Origin of the sequence: Rhodococcus sp. UNC23MFCrub1.1 (genome assembly GCF_000686025.1) — a bacterium.
Classification (GTDB): Bacteria; Actinomycetota; Actinomycetes; order Mycobacteriales; family Mycobacteriaceae; genus Rhodococcoides.
Genome location: NZ_JMLQ01000001.1, coordinates 504,179 through 523,051, shown reverse-complemented (window position 1 = coordinate 523,051; position 18,873 = coordinate 504,179). Strand labels below are relative to the sequence as shown.

General features: G+C 68.2%; 17 protein-coding genes. 9 read left to right on the top strand and 8 right to left on the bottom strand.

Annotated elements, in window-relative coordinates; translation table 11 throughout:
* Positions 1–10: 10 nt before the first annotated feature.
* Positions 11–1,159 (top strand): low temperature requirement protein A, encoded by a 1,149-nt coding sequence (locus BR07_RS0102540; protein WP_037183951.1) that lies wholly within the window; start codon positions 11–13, stop codon positions 1,157–1,159.
* On the opposite strand, the gene metG is transcribed toward BR07_RS0102540, so the two are convergent.
* Complete coding sequence (metG, locus tag BR07_RS0102535; protein WP_027504092.1) at positions 1,138–2,691, bottom strand: methionine--tRNA ligase; 1,554 nt, start codon at positions 2,689–2,691, stop codon at positions 1,138–1,140. The genes BR07_RS0102540 and metG overlap by 22 nt on opposite strands.
* 21 nt (positions 2,692–2,712) lie before the next feature.
* Here metG and BR07_RS0102530 point away from each other — a divergent pair, with 21 nt between their 5' ends.
* Positions 2,713–3,540, top strand: a complete 828-nt coding sequence (locus BR07_RS0102530; RefSeq protein WP_027504091.1) for a TatD family hydrolase — start codon at positions 2,713–2,715, stop codon at positions 3,538–3,540.
* Here the strand turns inward: BR07_RS0102530 and BR07_RS22980 are convergent.
* The 4 genes from BR07_RS22980 to BR07_RS0102510 form a co-directional block, all read right to left on the bottom strand.
* Positions 3,537–4,175 (bottom strand): LppP/LprE family lipoprotein, encoded by a 639-nt coding sequence (locus BR07_RS22980; protein ID WP_051612954.1) that lies wholly within the window; start codon positions 4,173–4,175, stop codon positions 3,537–3,539. The genes BR07_RS0102530 and BR07_RS22980 overlap by 4 nt on opposite strands.
* A 113-nt stretch (positions 4,176–4,288) precedes the next feature.
* Positions 4,289–4,549, bottom strand: a complete 261-nt coding sequence (locus BR07_RS0102520) for a hypothetical protein (protein ID WP_027504090.1) — start codon at positions 4,547–4,549, stop codon at positions 4,289–4,291.
* Positions 4,550–4,598: 49 nt separating this feature from the next.
* Entirely contained in the window at positions 4,599–5,366 is a 768-nt protein-coding gene (locus BR07_RS0102515; protein WP_081821039.1) for an amino acid ABC transporter ATP-binding protein, read from the bottom strand.
* Positions 5,363–6,751: an amino acid ABC transporter substrate-binding protein/permease gene (locus BR07_RS0102510; protein ID WP_373425295.1), complete on the bottom strand. Its 1,389-nt coding sequence runs from the start codon at positions 6,749–6,751 to the stop codon at positions 5,363–5,365. The genes BR07_RS0102515 and BR07_RS0102510 overlap by 4 nt, the downstream gene beginning before the upstream one ends.
* Positions 6,752–7,130: 379 nt before the next feature.
* On the opposite strand from BR07_RS0102510, the gene BR07_RS0102505 reads away from it, so the two are divergent.
* Complete coding sequence (locus tag BR07_RS0102505; protein WP_027504087.1) at positions 7,131–8,258, top strand: resuscitation-promoting factor; 1,128 nt, start codon at positions 7,131–7,133, stop codon at positions 8,256–8,258.
* 92 nt (positions 8,259–8,350) lie between these two features.
* Positions 8,351–9,208, top strand: a complete 858-nt coding sequence (gene rsmA, locus BR07_RS0102500) for a 16S rRNA (adenine(1518)-N(6)/adenine(1519)-N(6))-dimethyltransferase RsmA (RefSeq protein WP_051613059.1) — start codon at positions 8,351–8,353, stop codon at positions 9,206–9,208.
* On the opposite strand, the gene BR07_RS0102495 is transcribed toward rsmA, so the two are convergent.
* On the bottom strand, positions 9,196–10,194 hold the full coding sequence (locus BR07_RS0102495; RefSeq protein WP_027504085.1) for a helix-turn-helix transcriptional regulator: 999 nt from the start codon (positions 10,192–10,194) through the stop codon (positions 9,196–9,198). The genes rsmA and BR07_RS0102495 overlap by 13 nt on opposite strands.
* An 85-nt stretch (positions 10,195–10,279) precedes the next feature.
* Between BR07_RS0102495 and BR07_RS0102490 the strand changes: the two genes are divergently transcribed.
* From BR07_RS0102490 to BR07_RS0102475, 4 genes are all read left to right on the top strand, one after another.
* Positions 10,280–11,230 (top strand): 4-(cytidine 5'-diphospho)-2-C-methyl-D-erythritol kinase, encoded by a 951-nt coding sequence (locus BR07_RS0102490; protein ID WP_027504084.1) that lies wholly within the window; start codon positions 10,280–10,282, stop codon positions 11,228–11,230.
* Entirely contained in the window at positions 11,230–13,014 is a 1,785-nt protein-coding gene (locus BR07_RS0102485) for an ABC-F family ATP-binding cassette domain-containing protein (RefSeq protein WP_027504083.1), read from the top strand. The genes BR07_RS0102490 and BR07_RS0102485 overlap by 1 nt, the downstream gene beginning before the upstream one ends.
* Before the next feature lie 61 nt (positions 13,015–13,075).
* The gene (locus tag BR07_RS0102480) at positions 13,076–13,750 is read left to right on the top strand and encodes a DUF4166 domain-containing protein (RefSeq protein WP_027504082.1); all 675 of its coding nucleotides are present in this window, start codon (positions 13,076–13,078) and stop codon (positions 13,748–13,750) included.
* A gap of 163 nt (positions 13,751–13,913) precedes the next feature.
* Entirely contained in the window at positions 13,914–14,594 is a 681-nt protein-coding gene (locus BR07_RS0102475; RefSeq protein ID WP_027504081.1) for a fasciclin domain-containing protein, read from the top strand.
* A gap of 194 nt (positions 14,595–14,788) precedes the next feature.
* Here BR07_RS0102475 and BR07_RS0102470 read toward each other — a convergent pair whose 3' ends face one another.
* Together BR07_RS0102470 and BR07_RS0102465 are read right to left on the bottom strand one after the other, a co-directional pair.
* Positions 14,789–15,133, bottom strand: a complete 345-nt coding sequence (locus tag BR07_RS0102470; protein WP_231476131.1) for a hypothetical protein — start codon at positions 15,131–15,133, stop codon at positions 14,789–14,791.
* 290 nt (positions 15,134–15,423) lie between these two features.
* Positions 15,424–17,064 (bottom strand): peptide chain release factor 3, encoded by a 1,641-nt coding sequence (locus BR07_RS0102465; protein ID WP_027504079.1) that lies wholly within the window; start codon positions 17,062–17,064, stop codon positions 15,424–15,426.
* Between the two features lie 164 nt (positions 17,065–17,228).
* On the opposite strand from BR07_RS0102465, the gene BR07_RS0102460 reads away from it, so the two are divergent.
* The gene (locus tag BR07_RS0102460; protein WP_027504078.1) at positions 17,229–18,863 is read left to right on the top strand and encodes a fatty acyl-AMP ligase; all 1,635 of its coding nucleotides are present in this window, start codon (positions 17,229–17,231) and stop codon (positions 18,861–18,863) included.
* Positions 18,864–18,873 lie beyond the last annotated feature (10 nt).

Sequence of the window (18,873 nt, the reverse complement as noted above, 5' to 3'; positions counted from 1 at the left end):
TCTACGGCCGATGGTTCCGCGGGACCCGAACGAGGAACATCGAGCGGCGAGTTCGCTGGAACTGTTCTTCGACCTGGTCTTCGTCGTCGCGGTGTCGTTCGCCTCAGTGGAACTGGCCCATCTGCTGGAAGAGAACCACATCGCGTCGGGCATCGGTGCCTACGCGATGGTGTTCTTCGCCATCTGGTGGGCGTGGATGAACTTCACGTGGTTCGCCACGTCGTTCGACACCGACGACTGGCTGTACCGCGTCACCACCATCGTGCAGATGGCGGGGGTGCTGATCCTGGCCAGTGGTGTCTCCGACGCCATGATCGACTACGACTTCACGCTGGTGACCATCGGCTACGTCGTGATGCGTCTGGCGATGGTGAGTCAGTGGATACGGGCGGGGCTGCGCAACGACGAGTTCCGCGCCACCGCCGTGCGGTACGCGGTGGGTATCACCGTCGTGCAGGTGTTGTGGGTCGCCCGCCTCGCGCTTCCCGACAGCGTGGCCGTGCTCGGGTTCGTCGCGCTGGTGGCCGCGGAGCTCGCCGTCCCCGTGCTGGCGGAGCGCGCGGGACGGACGCCGTTGCACGGCGGGCACATCGCCGAGCGCTACGGTCTCTTCACGCTCATCCTGCTCGGTGAGTCGTTGCTGGCCTCGGCGACGGCCATCGTCGGCGGCATCGACGAACACGATCACACGGTCGAACTCGTCGGCCTCGCGATGGCCACGCTCGTCGTCGTCGCCGGCATGTGGTGGCTGTACTTCTCGGTGTCGCAGGAGGATTCGGTCGGGGCGAGACTCGGCCGCTCCTTGAGTTTCGGCTACACGCACTACTTCGTGTTCGCGGCGGCGGGCGCGGTGTCGGCGGGCATCGAGGTGGCCGTCGCGCACATCGAGGGTGACGGAGTGCTGTCGGACCGTCAGTCCTCCGCCGCGATCACGATTCCGGTGGCGGTCTTCGTCCTGGGGTTCTGGATGGTGGCGATGCGCCGCCGGTCGTCACGGCTGGTGAACATCGTGACGCCGGTCGGCGGTGTCGCTGTGCTCGCGGCCACGGCCGTACCCGGATCGGCCGTCGTCAGTGCGGCCGTGACGGCCCTGATCCTGCTCGTCGTCGTCGGAACGACGGTCGCCGATCGGTCCGCTCACTCCTCCGGTTCGACGTAACGGGGGAAGACGCCGGTGGGCTTGGGCAGCGCGACGCCGGGAGTGAGACGCGTTGTCAGCGAGTCGAACTCGCGTTCCGTCACCCCGAGCAGGTCGAGCAGCTTCGCTGTGCTGTCGGGCATGAACGGCTGGGTCAGCAGGACGGTCACGCGGAGCACCTCGAGGGTCACGTACAGCACCGTCGCCATGCGGGCCGGATCCGTCTTGCGCAGAACCCACGGTTCCTGCGACGAGAAGTAGCGGTTGGTCTCCGCGAGTACCGACCAGATCGCGTCGAGCGCCAGGTGCATCTCGACGGCGTCCATGTGGCCGCGCACCACGGCGTGAAGGGCATCGACGCGAGCGAGCATCGCCTCGTCGTCGGCGGTGAACTCGCCGGGTGTCGGCACCTGCGCATCGCAGTTCTTGGCCACCATGGACAGCGACCGCTGAGCCAGGTTCCCCAGTTCGTTGGCCAGGTCGGCGTTGATCCTGGTGACGATCGCCTCGTGGCTGTAGCTGCCGTCCTGTCCGAACGACACCTCGCGCAGGAGGAAGAAGCGCAGCGAGTCCAGGCCGTACTCCTCGATCAAGGCCGCCGGACTGACGACGTTGCCCACCGACTTGGACATCTTCTCGCCCTTGTTGGTCAGGAAGCCGTGCGCGAAAACGCGTTTCGGCAACTCGACACCTGCCGACATCAGGAACGCCGGCCAGAACACGGCGTGGAATCGCACGATGTCCTTGCCGATCATGTGGACGTCGGCCGGCCAGAACTTCCGGAACGACTCGCTGTCGGTGTCGGGGTAGCCGACGCCGGTGAGGTAGTTCGTCAACGCGTCGACCCACACGTACATGACGTGGTCGGGATCGCCGGGAACCTGGACACCCCAGTCGAAAGTGGACCGGGAGATCGACAGGTCCTTGAGACCGGACTTCACGAAGCTCGCCACCTCGTTGCGGCGACCCGCCGGGAGAATGAACTCGGGACGCTCCTCGTACAGCGCGAGCAGCTTGTCCTGGTACGCGGACAGCCGGAAGAAGTACGTCGACTCCTCCGTCCACTCCACCGGTGTGCCCGACTCGGTCGCGATGCGGGAACCGTCGTCCTGCAGCGTGGTCTCGCCCTCGGCGTAGTACGCCTCGTCCCGCACCGAGTACCACCCGCTGTACGAGTCGAGGTAGATGTCGCCGTTGTCGGTCATCTTCTGCCACAGGTCGCGGCTGGCCTCGAGGTGGTCGGCGTCCGTGGTGCGGATGAACCGGTCGAACGTGATCTTCAGCGACTCCTGCATGGCCTGGAACGCGTCCGAGTTACGGCGCGCCAGATCGGCGGTGGAGATGCCCTCCTTCGACGCCGTCTGCGCCATTTTCAGACCGTGCTCGTCCGTTCCCGTCAGGAACCGCACGTCGAACCCGTCGAGCCGCTTGAACCGAGCGAGGACATCGGTGGAGATGTACTCGTACGCGTGGCCGATGTGGGGATCACCGTTCGGGTAGGCGATAGCGGTCGTGATGTAGAACGCAGGCTTGGTCGAACCGGTCTCAGTCATGGTGCGCCTACTCTATCTTTCGTGCCGAGAGACCGTCCCGCCCCCGACTTGCCCACTCCGCTCGCACCGCTCGTGGACGCGCACACGCACCTCGACGCGTGCGGGGCCACCGATGCAGCGTCGGTCGCGGCGATCCTCGATCGCTCCGCATCGGTGGGCGTCGGACGCGTCGTCACCGTCGCGGACGACCTGGACGCGGCCCGTTTCGCTGTCGCTGCGGCGCACTGGGATTCCCGGGTGTACGCCGCCACCGCGATCCACCCGACGCGGGCGAACGTGCTCACCGACGAGGTCCGCGCGGAGATCGACCGTCTCGCCCGCGACCCGCGCACGGTGGCGGTGGGGGAGACCGGTCTCGATTACTACTGGCCGGGGAAGCTCGACGGCTGCGCCGCGGTGGAGGAGCAGGTCGAGGGCTTCCGCTGGCACATCGATCTGGCGAAGCGCGTCGGCAAGCCGTTGATGATCCACAACCGCGACGCGGACCACGACGTTCTCGCGGTGCTCCTCGACGAGGGCGCGCCGGAGACGGTGATCTTCCACTGCTTCTCGTCGGGTCCCGAGATGGCGCAGGTGTGTGTCGACGCCGGCTACGTGCTCAGCTTCTCCGGGACGGTGAGCTTCAAGAATTCCCACGAGTTGCGGGAAGCGGCCCAGTTGGTGCCGGACGGGCAGTACCTGCTCGAGACCGATGCGCCGTTCCTGACACCGCATCCGTATCGCGGTGCACCGAACGAGCCCTACTGCCTTCCCTACACGGCGCGCGCTCTGGCGGACGCGACCGGCCGCACCGCCGAAGACGTCGCGGCGTCGGCGACCGCGACGGCCGAGCGGGTCTACCGCCTCTAGTTCGGGGGCGGGAACTGCCCGTCCGGGACGATGGTCCCGCCGTCCAGCGTGAAGTCGACGTACGAGGTGTTCGACGGGCAGCAGAACGCGTCGCTCTCGTTCAGCCAGCGATAGCGCACGGTGACGGTGCTGTCGGTCGCGCCGACCACCGAGGTGTAGCTGTACGCGTCGGACGTCGCGGTCCCGAGGTAGTCACCCGAGTTGGTGAAGAACAGGACGTGCGACTGCACGGTGCCGTTCCGGATGCCGGTCCCCGTCGCCCGCGCCCATTCGAGCGTCGGACACCCGTCCGCGCTGGTGCCGGGCGTGTGATCGTCGATCACGAAGGCCCCGCCCTGCGAGTCGGTGCCCAGGTTCGCCACGGCGGTGCGCACGTTCAGCGAACTCGGGTCGACGCATGGCACCACCTGCGCCGGCTGCGCCGGTGCGGGTGCGGGCACGGTGACCGTCTCGGTCTGCGTCTCCACCCTCGTCTGCGGCGCGGGTGCCGGTGCGGGGGCCGGAGTGGACGACGAGGGTGCCGGGTCGTCGGCGGGGAGCGCCGTCCCGGTCGTACCGGCGGAACCGCACGACACGGCGGCGGCGGCGCAGGCCGCCACGGCGAGAACGGCCATCGAACGCGGGAGAGTGGTCACCGGGCCTCCAGGGTGTCCGTACCGAGCGTTCTGCTCGGCGGTCGAAGGGTCTGTCGGCGACCACCACCCGATCGTTACCGATGCTCAGGTCACGATCGGGTCGCGGCGACGGATCAGTCGTCGTCTCCGTACGTCTCCACCAGTCGATCGAACTCGGCACGATCGATCACACTGGGCTCGTTGATGGCCAGAGCCTGCGCGTACTTGCCCGCGAGGTGGTAGTCGCGGCCCAGGGGACCGCGCTCACCGTCCTCGTCGTCGTCCTGCGTGCTCGCTCCGGGCGGCACCTCGTTCTGCAGGCCGTTGGTCTGCGCACCCAATCGAGCGTCGATCTTCGCCGTGATCTTCTGCATGATCTCTTGGTCGTCGCTCACTGTCGTGCCTCTCGTCGGTGTAGCGGCTTCTCGGTGCGGGGCCCGCGTCTCACAGGACCTTGTCGAGGAAGTCCTTCGTTCGCTCGTGCTGCGGGTTGCCGAACAGGTCGTCCGGCGAACCCTCCTCGACGATGTACCCCTCCGCCATGAAGATCACACGGTCGGACACCTCGCGGGCGAAGCCCATCTCGTGCGTGACGACGACCATAGTCATGCCGCCCTTCGCCAGATCGCGGAGGACCTGCAGGACCTCGCCGACCATCTCGGGGTCCAGCGCACTCGTGGCCTCGTCGAACAGCATGATGTCCGGGTCCATCGCCAGTGCACGTGCGATGGCGACGCGCTGCTTCTGCCCACCGGACAACTGCGCCGGCTTCGCGTTCTCCTTGTCGGCGAGGCCCACCTGGGCCAGCAGACGAACGGCGTTCTCGCGCGCCTTCGACTTGTCCGACTTCTTCGTCTCCACGGGCGCGAGCATCACGTTCTCGATGACGCTCATGTGGGGGAAGAGGTTGAAGTGCTGGAACACCATGCCGATGTGCTGGCGCACGGAGTCGAGGTTCACCTTCGGATCGGTCAGGTCGAAACCGTCGACCACGACCGTGCCGCCCGTGATGTCCTCGAGCTTGTTGAGGCACCGGAGGAAGGTGCTCTTGCCGGAACCGGACGGGCCGATGACACACACCACCTCGCCCGAGTGGACGTCGACGTCGAGGCCCTTGAGCACCTCGAGATCGCCGAACGACTTCTTCAGTCCGATGGCGCGGATCTTGACCTCGGCCGCAGCGGCGTCGGGCGCGGTGGTCTCGGTGCTCACTTGTTGATCCTCTTCTCGAGACGGTTCGACAGCATCGTCAACGCCATGATGATGACGAAGTACATGACGCCGATGATCAGCCACATGTTGAACGACTGGAAGTTACGGGCGATGATGATCCGCCCCGACTGGGTGAGTTCGGCGAGGCCGATCACCGACAGGATCGAGGTGTCCTTCAGCGTGATGACGAACTGATTGATGTACGACGGGATCATCGTCCGGATCGCCTGTGGCATCACGACCTTGCGCATGGACGTCAGGTAGCTGATACCGAGACTGCGCGAGGCCTCCATCTGGCCCTTGTCCACCGACAGGATGCCGCCGCGGACGATCTCCGCCATGTACGCACCGGCGTTGAGCGACAGCGTGATGATGCCGGCGGTGAACGCCGACATCTGGAAGCTGAGCGCGGCGGGAATGCCGAAGTAGATGAAGAAGGCCTGCACCAGCAGTGGCGTGCCGCGGAAGATGGCCACGTAGGTGGCGCCGATCCCGCGCAGCCACGCCTTCGTCGACACCCGGAAGAGTCCGAAGACGGCGCCGAGGATCAGGGCCAGCACGATGGAGATGACTGTCAGGACGATGGTGAGCCAGAGGCCCTTCAGCAGTTCCTTGTACTCGCTCTTGATCAGTCCGGGGATCGAGTTGTCCGTCTCGTCCGCCGCGGCGCCGATGTAGGTGCCGAGGATCTCGTCGTACTGGCCGGACGACCGCAGGTTGGCCAGTCCGGTGTCGAATGCGGCGAGCAGCTCGGGGTTCGCGCCCTTGTTCACGGCGAAGCCGTAGTTGCTCGGCGACTCCTTCTCCGTGACCGTCTTCAGACCGTTCCCCTGGGTGATGCCGTACTGCAGCACCGGGTAGTCGTCGAACACGGCGACCGAGTTCCCGGTGCGCACCTCGTCGTACATGCTCGCGGAGTCGGCGAAGTACCGCGTCGTGAAGCCGTACTGCGCCTTGATGCTCTCCGCGAAGTCGGCGCCCTCGGTGCCGTTCTTGACCGCGACCTGCTGCCCGGAGAGATCGTCGTACGAGGTGATCGACGAGTTCTCGAGCACGGCCATCTGCACGCCGGACTCGAAGTAGGGCTCGGAGAAGTCGAACACGGCCTCGCGTGCCGGCGTGATCGTCATGCCGGCGATGACGCCGTCGGCCTGGTTCGCCTGCACTGCCTGCAACGCCGCGTCGAACCCGAGGGGCCGGATGTCGACCTGGAAACCCTGGTCCTCCGCGATCGCTCGGATCAGGTCCATGTCGATGCCGACGAACTGGCCGTCGGAGTTCTGGAACTCGAACGGTGCGAAGGTCACGTCGGTGGCGATGGCGAACGTGCGACCTTCCACCGGGCTCGGGGGCGCCGGCTGGGCCTGCGCTGCGGGTGCGAGCACCAACGCGACGAGTGCCACGACGGCGGTGATCGCCGGGAGGCGGCGCAGTCGGTGCCACCGTCCGCGTTCGGATCGCGGTGGGGAGGTCGGATTCACGAAGAGCCTTCCGTTCTGGTGCAGGTGAACAGTCGGCTCGGACCCTATCGGCCGGGGGGCTCGCGACGACCCTTACCGGAAGGTAGGAACGGTCGACGGGCTGCTCGAGGCCGTGAAGTTGCCGAACCTGTGCCCGCTCGTTACCGTATCGTGATCGTATGACCCCGATGCGAGCCTCTCGGCCTCGTGATCGTCTCGACCCGGCAAGGAAATCGAAGTTGCGTTATTCGTCCGTGATGTCCGTTCGACCAGTCGTGTCCACCGGGGCGGGAGCGCGGTGACGATGTCGCACGTCGCCAGACTCAACTCCGCCCGGTCCCGCCTGCTGTACGTCGTGGTGGCCGCGCTTCTCGCCACACTCGTCGTGGGAGCGAGCGTCGCCGTGGCCCGCCACAAGACCGTCACGATCGACGTCGACGGGCAGCAGGTCCAGCTCTCCACGATGACCACCGACGTCCGCAGCGCCCTCGCGGCCGCCGGCTATCAGCCCACCGAGCGGGACGAGGTCGCGCCCGCCGCGGACGCGACCCTCGCCGACGGAGAGACCGTCACGCTCAAGCGGGCTCGCGAGGTGACTCTCACCGTGGACGGTGCGCCGACGACGGTGTGGACCACCGCCTCCACCGTCGCCGAGGCCAAGGATCAGTTGGGCATCGCTCCCGACGTCCACATCGACGAGTCGGAGTCCGACCCGCTGCCGCTCGACGGTGCCTCCGTCAACGTCGTGCTGCCGAAGTCCGTGACCCTCGCCGACGGGGCCGCGTCGCCCGCACCGATGCGGCTCGCCGCACCCACCGTCGGCGAGTTCCTCGCCGCGGCCGGTGCGCCTCTCGAACAGAACGACACGGTCGCCCCCGCGGCGGACGAGCCGCTCGTCGAGGGCGCCGTGGTCACGGTGACCCGCGATCGGACGGAGACCGTCAGCGTCACCGAACCCGTCGTCGCGCCGGATCAGCGCATCGAGGACCCGACGATGAACATGAGCAAGACGATCGAGGAGTCCGCCGGCGCTCCGGGCGAGCAGAACGCGACCTACTCGGTGAACAAGGTCAACGGTGTCGAGGTCTCCCGCACGCTCGTGAAGGCCGACGTCACGACACCGCCGGTCGCCAAGACCGTGCGCGTCGGTGCCAAGCCCGGCACCGAGGTGCCGCCGGTCGAGAACGGCGCCGTCTGGGACGCCCTCGCGCAGTGCGAGGCCACCGGGAACTGGGCCATCAACACGGGCAACGGCTTCTTCGGCGGCGTGCAGTTCGACCAGAACACCTGGGAGCGGCAGGGCGGGCTCAAGTACGCGGCGCGCGCCGACCTGGCCACCCGCGAGGAGCAGATCGCGATCGCGTCGCAGACCCAGCGCACCCAGGGCTGGGGCGCCTGGCCCTCCTGCACCAGCAGGCTCGGGCTGCGCTGACATACGCTCCACCCGTGTCCGAACCTCCCGTCTCCCCGCCGACGTCCGATTCGCCGGCGTCCGATTCCGCAGCCGGTCCGGCACGCGTCCGCCTGCTGGGGCCCGCGGAGGTGCGCACCCTCGCGGCCGAGCTGGGCGTCCGGCCCACCAAGACCCTCGGCCAGAACTTCGTCCACGACGCGAACACGGTGCGACGCATCGTGACCGCGGCCGGAGTCGGTCCGGACGACACGGTGCTCGAGGTGGGGCCGGGACTCGGATCGCTGACCCTGGCGTTGCTCGACGTCGTGCACGACGTGGTCGCCGTCGAGATCGACCCCGTACTGGCGCAGCGTCTTCCGCAGACCGTCGCCGAGCGCGCCGAGTCGCGAGTCGACCGGTTGGCGGTGGTCGGTGCCGACGCCCTGCGCGTGCGCCGCGACGAGATTCCCGGCGCGCCGACCGCACTGGTCGCCAACCTCCCGTACAACGTGGCGGTGCCGGTGCTGCTGCACCTGCTCGCCCTGATCCCCACCCTGCGCACCGCGCTGGTGATGGTGCAGTCGGAGGTGGCGGACCGGCTGGCGGCTCCTCCCGGCAGCAAGACCTACGGGGTGCCGAGTGTGAAGGCCGCGTACTTCGGCGACGTCCGCCGCGCGGGCGCCGTGGGCCGTTCGGTGTTCTGGCCGGTGCCGCAGGTGGAGTCGGGTCTGGTGCGCGTCGATCGGCACGAGAATCCGCAGTGGCCGATGGACGAGACGTTCCGCCGCACTCTGTTCGCCGTCGTGGACGCGGCATTCGCGCAGCGGCGCAAGACGTTACGTGCGGCTCTGGCGGGGTGGGCCGGATCGGCGGCCATGGCGGAGACGCGGCTCGTCGAGGCGGGGATCGACCCGTCGGCGCGCGGGGAGACGCTCGACGCCGCCGCGTTCGTCCGACTGGCGCAGACCACCGGTGGTCACGAGTCCTGACGCGGGCGGTGCTCGTCGCGGGCACGGGCGTATCGGGCGGCGACACGGTCGAGTCGCCGTGATTCGACCTCGCAGGCGTCGATCAACTCCTGCGGACCACACACGGTGAAGTCCACGTCGAAGGCGGCGAGCCACCGCGCCATCGACGGGTAGGTGTCCGCGGTGATCGAGACCTCGCACCGCTCGTCGTCGAGCCGGGCGAGGGTGCCCCACTGCGGATCGACGCGGTCCTCGATCCGTTCGAACGGCACGTGCAGCACGACCCGTCCGCGGGCGGCCGAGAACGCCTGATCGATGCCCCTCGACACGAACTCCGCGGCGCCGCCCTCGGGCAGGGCCCGAGGAGTGAAGCGAGGCCCCGTCGGCACCTTCGGATCGAGGCGGTCGACGCGGAACGACCGCCAGTCCTCACGGGCGAGGTCCCAGCCCACGAGGTACCACCGCAACCCCGACCGCACGAGCCGGTACGGCTCCACCTCACGTCGCATGGTGTCCCCGCCGTGGGTGCGGTAGTCGAACCGCAGGCGTTCGTGGTTCTGACACACGGTCGCCAGTGCCGTCAGTACCGACGCGTCGACGCTCGACTGCACCGGACGTGACTGCACGACGTCGATCTGCAGTGCGTCGAGTCGGTGACGCAACCGTGACGGCATCACCTGCCGCAGCTTGGTGAGGGCACCGATCGACGACTCCGCGGTGCCGGTGACGGACGCGGACGCGCCGCTCTGCAGTCCGAGCGCCACGGCGATCACCTCGTCGTCCGTCAGCAGCAGGGGTGGCATCTCCGCGCCGGCACCCAGCCGATACCCGCCGCCGACGCCGACCGTTCCGTCCACCGGATAGCCCAGTGACCGCAGCCGGTCGACGTCACGGCGCACGGTGCGCGGGGTGATCTGGAGCCGTTCGGCCAGATCGGCTCCGGACCAGTCGCGCCGGGTCTGCAGCAACGACAGCAGAGCCAGCAGTCGGGCGGACGTCTCGCGCATGTCGACATGATGCACCCGACAGCGGACAGTTCGGGTCCTCGATCCGGTTCGGTACTCGGGCGCACGCCGACTACAGTGGTGAGACGTGCTCACAGTCGTTCCGCGGCCGGTCTCGGTCCGCGCTCCCGCCAAGGTCAATCTGCACCTTGCCGTGGGTGACCTGCGCCCCGACGGCTACCACGAACTCACCACCGTCTTCCACGCGCTCTCCCTCGTCGACGACGTCTCCGTCGTGGCCGCGGAGACACTGTCCGTCAGCGTGTACGGGGACGATGCGGGCATCGTTCCCACCGACCACACCAACCTGGCGTGGAAGGCGGCCGAACTCGTCGCCGCCCATGCCGGTCGTCGGCCGGCCGTCGCCATCAGCATCGACAAGGGCATTCCCGTCGCGGGGGGCATGGCCGGGGGCAGCGCCGACGCGGCCGCGACCGTCGTCGCGCTGGACGCGCTCTGGAACCTCGGCCTGTCCCGCGAGAAGATCATGGACTTCGCGGCGCAGCTCGGCAGCGACGTCCCGTTCTCCGTCGCCGGTGGCACGGCCGTCGGCACGGGTCGCGGCGAGAAGCTGCTGCCGGTGCTCTCACGCAACTCCTTCCACTGGGTGCTCGCTCTCGCGAAGGGCGGCCTCTCGACTCCCGCGGTCTACCGCGAACTCGACCGGCTGCGCGAACGGGGAGCGCCGCCGCGCCTCGGCGCACCCGACGAGCTGATGCAGGCCCTGGCGTCGGGCGATCCGGCGCGGGTCGGGCCGCTCCTGGGCAACGACCTCCAGGCCGCGGCGCTGTCCCTCGAACCAGGCCTTCGCCGCACCCTGCGCGCCGGCACCGAGGCGGGTGCCATCGCCGGCATCGTCTCCGGGTCCGGCCCCACCTGCGCCTTCCTCTGCGCCTCCGCCGACCATGCGGTCGAGGTCGGCGCGGAACTGTCCGGCGCCGGCGTCTGCCGCACGGTACGCGTGGCACGTGGACCGGTGAGCGGAGCGCGAGTGCGCACCGAACGCGACCAGAACGACACGAACCGGGGACAACACTGATGGCCAACCTGATCAACCTGGAGCAGGTCTCCAAATCCTTCGGCGTGAAGCCGCTCCTCGACGGCGTCTCGCTCGGTGTCCAGGAGAACGAGCGCATCGGCGTCGTGGGCCTGAACGGCAACGGCAAGACCACCATGCTCGAGGTGCTCGCGGGCGTCGAGCAGCCCGACTCGGGCCGGGTGAGTCGCGTGGGCGGACTCCGGATGGCCGTCGTGACGCAGCGTGGTGTCCTGCCGCCCGGGTCCACCATCGGGGACATCGTCCTCGCACCGCTCGGTGTCGCCGAGCACGAGTGGGCCGGTGACGCCCGGATCCGCAGCGTTCTGGACGGCATCGGCATCACCGGTCTCGGGCTCGACGCACCGGTCGAGCAGTTGTCGGGCGGTGAGCGCCGACGCACGGCGCTCGCCGCCGCGCTGGTGCAGGACCTCGACCTGCTCGTGCTCGACGAGCCGACCAACCATCTCGACGTCGAGGGCGTCCAGTGGCTGGCCGAGCATCTGGTGAACCGGCGGTCCGCACTGGTCGTCGTCACCCACGACCGGTGGTTCCTCGACACCGTCGCCACCCGCACCTGGGAAGTGGTGAACGGTCAGGTCGAGACGTACGAGGGCGGCTACGCCGACTGGATCTTCGCTCGCGCGGAGCGCTCTCGCCAGGCCGATGCCGCGGAGGATCGTCGCCGCAACCTCGCCCGCAAGGAGCTGGCCTGGCTGCGCCGCGGCCCGCCCGCTCGAACCTCGAAGCCGCGCTACCGCATCGAGGCCGCCGAGGCCCTCATCTCGGACGTGCCGCCGCCGCGCGACTCGGTCGCGTTGTCGAAGTTCGCGCAGACCCGGCTGGGCCGCATCGTCATCGAGCTCGAGGACGCCACGCTGGCGACCCCGGACGGTCGCGTACTGGTGGAGGACTTCACGTGGCGCCTCGCGCCGGGGGAGCGCATCGGTCTCGTCGGTGTCAACGGCTCCGGCAAGACGACGTTGCTCCGCACCATCGCCGGCGAGCTCGAACCCGCCAAGGGCCGCCGCATCGAGGGCAAGACGGTGCGCATCGGCTGGCTCCGCCAGGAACTCGACGACCTGCCCGTCGGGATGCGCGTGCTCGAGGCGGTCCAGGACGTCGCGGAACGAATTCAGCTGGGTGACAGGGAGATCTCTGCCGGACAGCTCGCCGAGCGGCTGGGCTTCACGCCTGCACGGCAGCGCACGCCCGTCGGTGACCTGTCCGGTGGCGAGCGCCGTCGACTGCAGTTGACACGCGTGCTGATGTCCGAGCCGAACGTCCTGCTCCTCGACGAGCCGACCAACGACCTCGACATCGACACGCTGCAGCAGCTCGAGGATCTGCTCGACGGCTGGGCCGGCACCATGATCGTCATCAGTCACGACCGGTACCTCATCGAGCGCGTCTGCGACTCGACGTGGGCTCTGTTCGGTGACGGCAAGCTCACCAACCTGCCGGGTGGCATCGAGGAGTACCTGCGGCGTCGCGCGCGGATCGCCGCAGCCGACGACGCGGCTCCGGGGATGACGTCGGGCGGGGGAGCGAAGCCGGCCGCGGCCAAGGGCGGTGCCGACGAGCGCGCCGCTCGCAAGGAACTCTCGAAGCTCGAGCGCTCCCTGGTCAAGCTCGACGATCGGGTGCGCGCACTGCACGTCTCGCTGGCCGAGGCGGCGACGGACCCGGCGACGTTGCAGTCGCTGAACGCCGAGTTGCTCACCGTCGTCGCGGAGAAGGACTCCGTCGAAGAGCGCTGGATGGAGCTGGCCGAGGAACTGGGCTGACACGGTCTACCCTCGCGTTCAGGCGGTCGATCGGCGACCGCGTTCTGCGCGAGGAGTGACGATGACATCCGTCGTGTCCGAGGTCATGGGCTCGGAGTTCGAGAAGCTTCACCCGAAGGTGCAGTGGCGCTTCGGTTTCGGTGCGGACGATCATGTGGCGCAGTTCGGCACCGGTGTCATGGAGACCATCACGCACTCTCCGCTGCTGCCGCCGCCGGCCCTGTGGCTCGGTGGCAAGCGGCGGATGGTCCCCTCCGACTCGGGCGAGAACATCCCCTTCACCATCGCCAACTACGCGTACACGGACGAGCTGGGCAGGCCCACGCTGGCGTTCGTCCGACGGTTCCAGTTCCCCGGCCACGAGGTGGCACTCGACTCGGTGATGGTCGTGGGATCGCGCGGCGCACTCGACTACATCGGTGCCGGCCCCGACATGGTGGTGCACACCCAGTGCTCCGCGGACGCCGACGGTGGCCTGCGGCTCGACAGCGGTCTGCCCCGGTTCCTCGCTCCGCGTGGGTCGATCAAGCCGCCGGGTCTCCTGTCGGCGGAGACCATCGGCCGCGAGTGGTGGGACGAGGAGCAGCAGCGCCACCGCATTGACATCGAGGTGCGTGGCCGCACGCTCGGGCGGTTGTTCCGCTACACCGGATGGTTCACGGCCACACAGGAAACCTGCCTTCCGACCGATCTGCCCGCCGAATTGGGGCCGGGGCGTACCGATCCCAGGGAGTGATCCCTGGTCGGACCCCGAAGTGACTGGTGGGGAATTTTTCTCACAACCGTCACCAATCCCCCATGGGACCCGGATCCGAATGGTGGATGACACAACCGACAGCGGCCGGTGATCATCACCGGCGGTGAGCGGCTATCAGATCCGTACAAGAAGGGTTCTCGCCATGAGCGTCACCAAGAGCAAGAGTGCAGTAGCAGTCGGCTTCGCAGCAGTTGCACTCCTCGGACTGTCCGCATGTTCGTCCGACGACAGCAGCAGCACCACCGAGACCACCGCGAGCAGCAGCATGGAGTCGATGACCTCGTCGGCCATGTCCTCCTCCACCGCGATGAACTCGAGTGCCGATCCGGCCTCCAACCTCGTCGGCTCGGGCTGCGCCGCCTACGCCGAGCAGGTCCCGGACGGTGCCGGCTCCGTGAGCGGAATGGCTGCCGATCCGGTCGCCGTCGCGGCCTCCAACAACCCGATCCTCACCACCCTGACCGCAGCGGTCTCCGGTGGACTGAACCCGGGCGTAAACCTGGTCGACACGCTGAACGGCTCCGAGTTCACCGTCATCGCCCCGACCGACGACGCGTTCGCGAAGATCGACCCGGCCACCATCGAGACGCTGAAGACCGATTCCGCGCTCCTGACCAAGATCCTCACGTACCACGTGATCCCCGGCCAGATCGCTCCCGACGCCATCGCCGGCGAGCAGACCTCGGTCGAGGGCCAGGCAGTCAACGTCACCGGTGAGGGCGACACGCTGAAGTTCAACGACTCGAACCTGGTCTGCGGTGGCGTCAAGACCGCCAACGCGACCGTCTACCTGGTCGACTCGGTCATGATGCCCCCCGCCTGATCCTTTTCCACAGGGATCATGAGGACGAACACTCTCTTCGCGGCGGTCGTCCCCCGACTGTGTCCGTCGTGAAGTAGTACGAGGCGACCCGAGATTCTTCTCGGGTCGCCTTCGTGCGTCACGGGGACGGATGACGACAGCACGAGAATGGCCCCCGGCGATGCCGGGGGCCTTTCTCGTGTGTCAGGGGAGGATCAGCGGAAGCCCTTGGCGGGGTTCTGCAGATCGAGCACCACCGTCGTGCCGTTGGAACGCACGTGCAGCTCGGGGCTCGCGAGCCCACCGGAGGTGAGGTACTCACCGAGGAGCTGCAGCAGCTCGTCGGGGCCGGTGGAGGAATCCATCGGGCGCGTGTCGCGGCTGGTGATCTCGTTCTGGGTCAGCCGTCCCGCGATGCGGATGGACGCGATGCCCATGGCCGTGCGGCGATCGGGGCTCGGATGACGACCCGAAGCGAAGCTGCTGCCGTTCGACGATCCGTTGGTGGACGTGCTGCCGCCAGGCAACGCGTGTTCGGAAATCTGATCACTGGTTGTCATGTCGACCTCACTTTTGCTCGGAGTGACGCTCGAAGGTGTCCCGTTGGATCGGTGGGCTGGTGCCTTGCCGATCTTGATCCCCGTGAGGGGCCCACTTGATCCATCGCTCATTACTCGGACTGCTCCTCGATCGTCTCGGTACGTGACTCGAGTACTTCCGAAGAACAAACCAGAAGTACGTTCGAACAGAGAAAAAGTACCACGGGAAGGAAACAGCGAACAGTTTTGACCCTATGGATTGGAGATGACACCAATCTTGGGGTGAGGTGGTGTGGAGATGTCCCAGAGAATCAGTCGGCCGCGGCGACCAGCGGCTCGAGCAGCAGGTCCGGCACCTCCTTCTGGATGTACTGCAGCCGCCACTTGTCACTGACCAGCGCCAACATCACGCCGTCCGTGCGGGTGAACACCTCGACGCCGCGCTGGCGACCGAGCTCCCCGGCGGACGCCGCGTCGGTGCGTCGAGCGATCGAGTAGCCCAGGGTCTCCATGCGCGCCTCGACGCCGAACTCGGACTTCATGCGCGCGGACACCACCTCGAACTGCATCGGACCCACGGCGGCGAGGACGGGTGACGCGTCTCCGCGGATGTCGTTGCGGAGGATCTGGACGACACCCTCCTGATCCATCTGATCCACGGCGCGACGGAACTGCTTGTACTTGCTCGCGCTCTCCGCACGGAGGACGGCGAAGTGCTCGGGAGCGAAGGACGGGATCGGCGGGAACTCGACCTTGCGATCCGCGTACAACGTGTGGCCGGGAGCGAGCGCGGTGGCGTTGACCAGCCCGACGACGTCGCCGGGGTAGGCGTTCTCCACCGTGGTGCGCTCGCGGCCGAACACCGTCAGCGCGTACTTCGTCGTGAACGGTTTGCCCGTCTGGGCATGGGTGACCACCATGCCGCGCTCGAAGACTCCGGAGACCACGCGCATGAAGGCGAGGCGGTCGCGGTGTGCGGTGTCCATGCCGGCCTGCACCTTGAACACGACCGCGCTGAAGGGGTCGGTGACCTCGCGCTCACCACCGGCCACGTCGGGACGGGGGCCCGGGGCCGGAGCGAACGAGACGAGGGTGTCGAGGATCTGGTGCACGCCGAAGTTCAGCATCGCCGACGCGAAGATCACCGGAGACGTCCGGCCCGCGAGGAACTCGTCCTCGTCGTGGCGCTGCCCGCTCTCGACGAGCAACTCGCTCTCCTCGACGGCGGTGGTCCAGTCGTCGCCCTCACGGGACTGCGCCGCCTCGGAGTCCATGAACTCCTCGGGTGCGATGGTCGCGCCACCGGCCGTGCGGGTGAAGTGGATGTACTGGTGCTCCGACACGTCGAGCAGTCCGCGGAAGTCACCCGCGATACCGACGGGCCAGTACAGCGGGGTCGGCGTCAGACCGATGCGCTCCTCGATCTCGTCGAGAAGCTCGAGGGGGGAGCGGCCCGGCCGGTCCCACTTGTTGACCACGGTGATGACCGGGATGCCGCGGTGCCGACACACCTGGAACAGCTTCAGCGTCTGCGGTTCCAGTCCCTTCGCCGCGTCGATCAGCATCACGGCGGCGTCCACCGCGGTCAGCACGCGGTAGGTGTCCTCCGAGAAGTCGGCGTGACCGGGGGTGTCCACCAGGTTGATGGTGTGATCGGCGTAGTCGAACTGCAGCGCCGTCGAACTCACGGAGATACCGCGCGCCTTCTCCATCTCCATCCAGTCGGAGACGGTCGAGCGACGACCCGACTTCCCGTGGATCGCACCGGCCTCGGAGATCTTCCGCGCGTGCAGAGCCAGGGCCTCGGTGAGCGTCGACTTGCCCGCGTCGGGATGCGAGATCACCGCGAAGGTGCGACGACGCTCCACCTCGCGCCGGAGGTTCTTCGGCGGGGTGGTGCCGGCGGCGGTGACCGCGGTGGTGGTGCCGGTGTCGACGGACGGGGTGCTCACGAAGGCCTTTCTTCGGTGACCGCAGCTGTGCGGATCACTGGTCGGAACGTACCCAGGGTACTCGGCCGACACGCCGAGCCCGTCCGTCCGTAACAGCGGTCACCGTCGTCCGGATGTAACAGTGGTGCGCGCACCCGGCACGCACCACCGACGAGGGAGTGACGTTGAGCAGGTTCACCGAGGAGATGTACGCGACCGCGGCCAGGACCGAGCGGGGTCTCGTCACCGGTGAGCCCGACGCACCGTTGCGGCAGACGTGGGGCGACATCCATGCGGTCGCGCGTCGGATGGCCGGCGGGCTCGCCGCGGCAGGCGTCTCTCGCGGGGACGCGATCGGCATCCTGGCCGGTCAGCCGGTGGACATCGCGCCGTCGTGCCAGGCGGCGTGGATGCGCGGCGCGTCCGTGACCATGCTGCATCAGCCGACGCCGCGCACCGATCTCGCCGTGTGGGGTGCCGACACCGAGACCGTCATCCGGATGATCGACGCCGCCGCGGTGGTGCTCGGTGCGCCGTTCGACGCCGCGGCGCCCATCCTGGAGGAACGCGGGATCACCGTGCTGACGATCGACGACCTGCGCGGCGGTGAGGACACCGATCCCGTGCCCACCGACGAGTCCGACATCGCGCTGCAGCAGCTCACGTCCGGGTCCACCGGATCTCCCAAGGCCGTGCGCATCACCCACGAGAACTTCTACGTCAACGCCTACGCGATGATCGATCGGATCGAGTACTCGCTCGAGGACGACGTGATGGTCAGCTGGCTCCCGCTGTTCCACGACATGGGGATGGTCGGGTTCCTGTCGGTGCCGATGCAGGTCGGTGCGGAGGTCGTCAGCATCACGCCGATCGACTTCCTGCGTTCTCCGCTGCTGTGGGCCCAGCTGATCGACAAGTACCGCGGCACCGTCACCGCCGCTCCCAACTTCGCGTACTCGTTGCTCGCGCGCAGGCTGAAGCAGGCGTCCGCCGACACGGCCCTCGATCTGTCGTCGCTGCGCTACGCGTGGAACGGTGCCGAGCCGGTGGATCCCGACACGATGCTCGCCCTCGCGGAGGCGGGCGCCCGGTTCGGGCTCGCCCCGACCGCTCTCGCACCCGTCTACGGGATGGCGGAGACCACGCTCGCGGTGTCGATCCCGGTACGCGATCAGGGCCAGGTGCTCGACGTGGTCGACGCGGACCTGCTCGAGGTGATGGGCCGCGCCGTTCCGTCGACCAAGGGCAACGTCCGTCGTCTCGCGACGCTCGGGCGGATGGTGCCGAATCTCGAGGGGCGCGTCGTCGACGCCGAGGGCCAGGTGCTCCCGAGTCGCGGCGTCGGTGTCATCCACGTGCGGGGGCCGGCGGTGACGCCCGGATACATCACGGTGGAGGGCTCGGTGTCCGCGCAGGACGACGACGGGTGGCTCGACACCGGAGACATCGGGTACTTCACGGAGGAAGGCCTGGTCGTCGTCTGCGGGCGCATCAAGGACGTCATCATCATGGGCGGCCGCAACATCTATCCGACCGACATCGAACGTGCCGTGGGCACCGTCGCGGGCGTCCGGCCGGGCAATGCCGTCGCGATCCGTCTCGACGCGGGGCAGAAGCGGGAGAGCTTCGCGGTCGCGGCGGAGACCAACGAGATCGCCGACCCGGATGCGGTCAAGCGCATCGAGCACGACATCGTGCACGCGGTGTTCTCGGAAGTGGGGGTTCGTCCTCGCACGGTCGCGGTGCTCGGTCCGGGCACCATTCCGAAGACGTCCTCGGGCAAGCTCCGCCGCGCGAACTCGGCGTCGCTCCTCGGCTGAGCTCACCGCA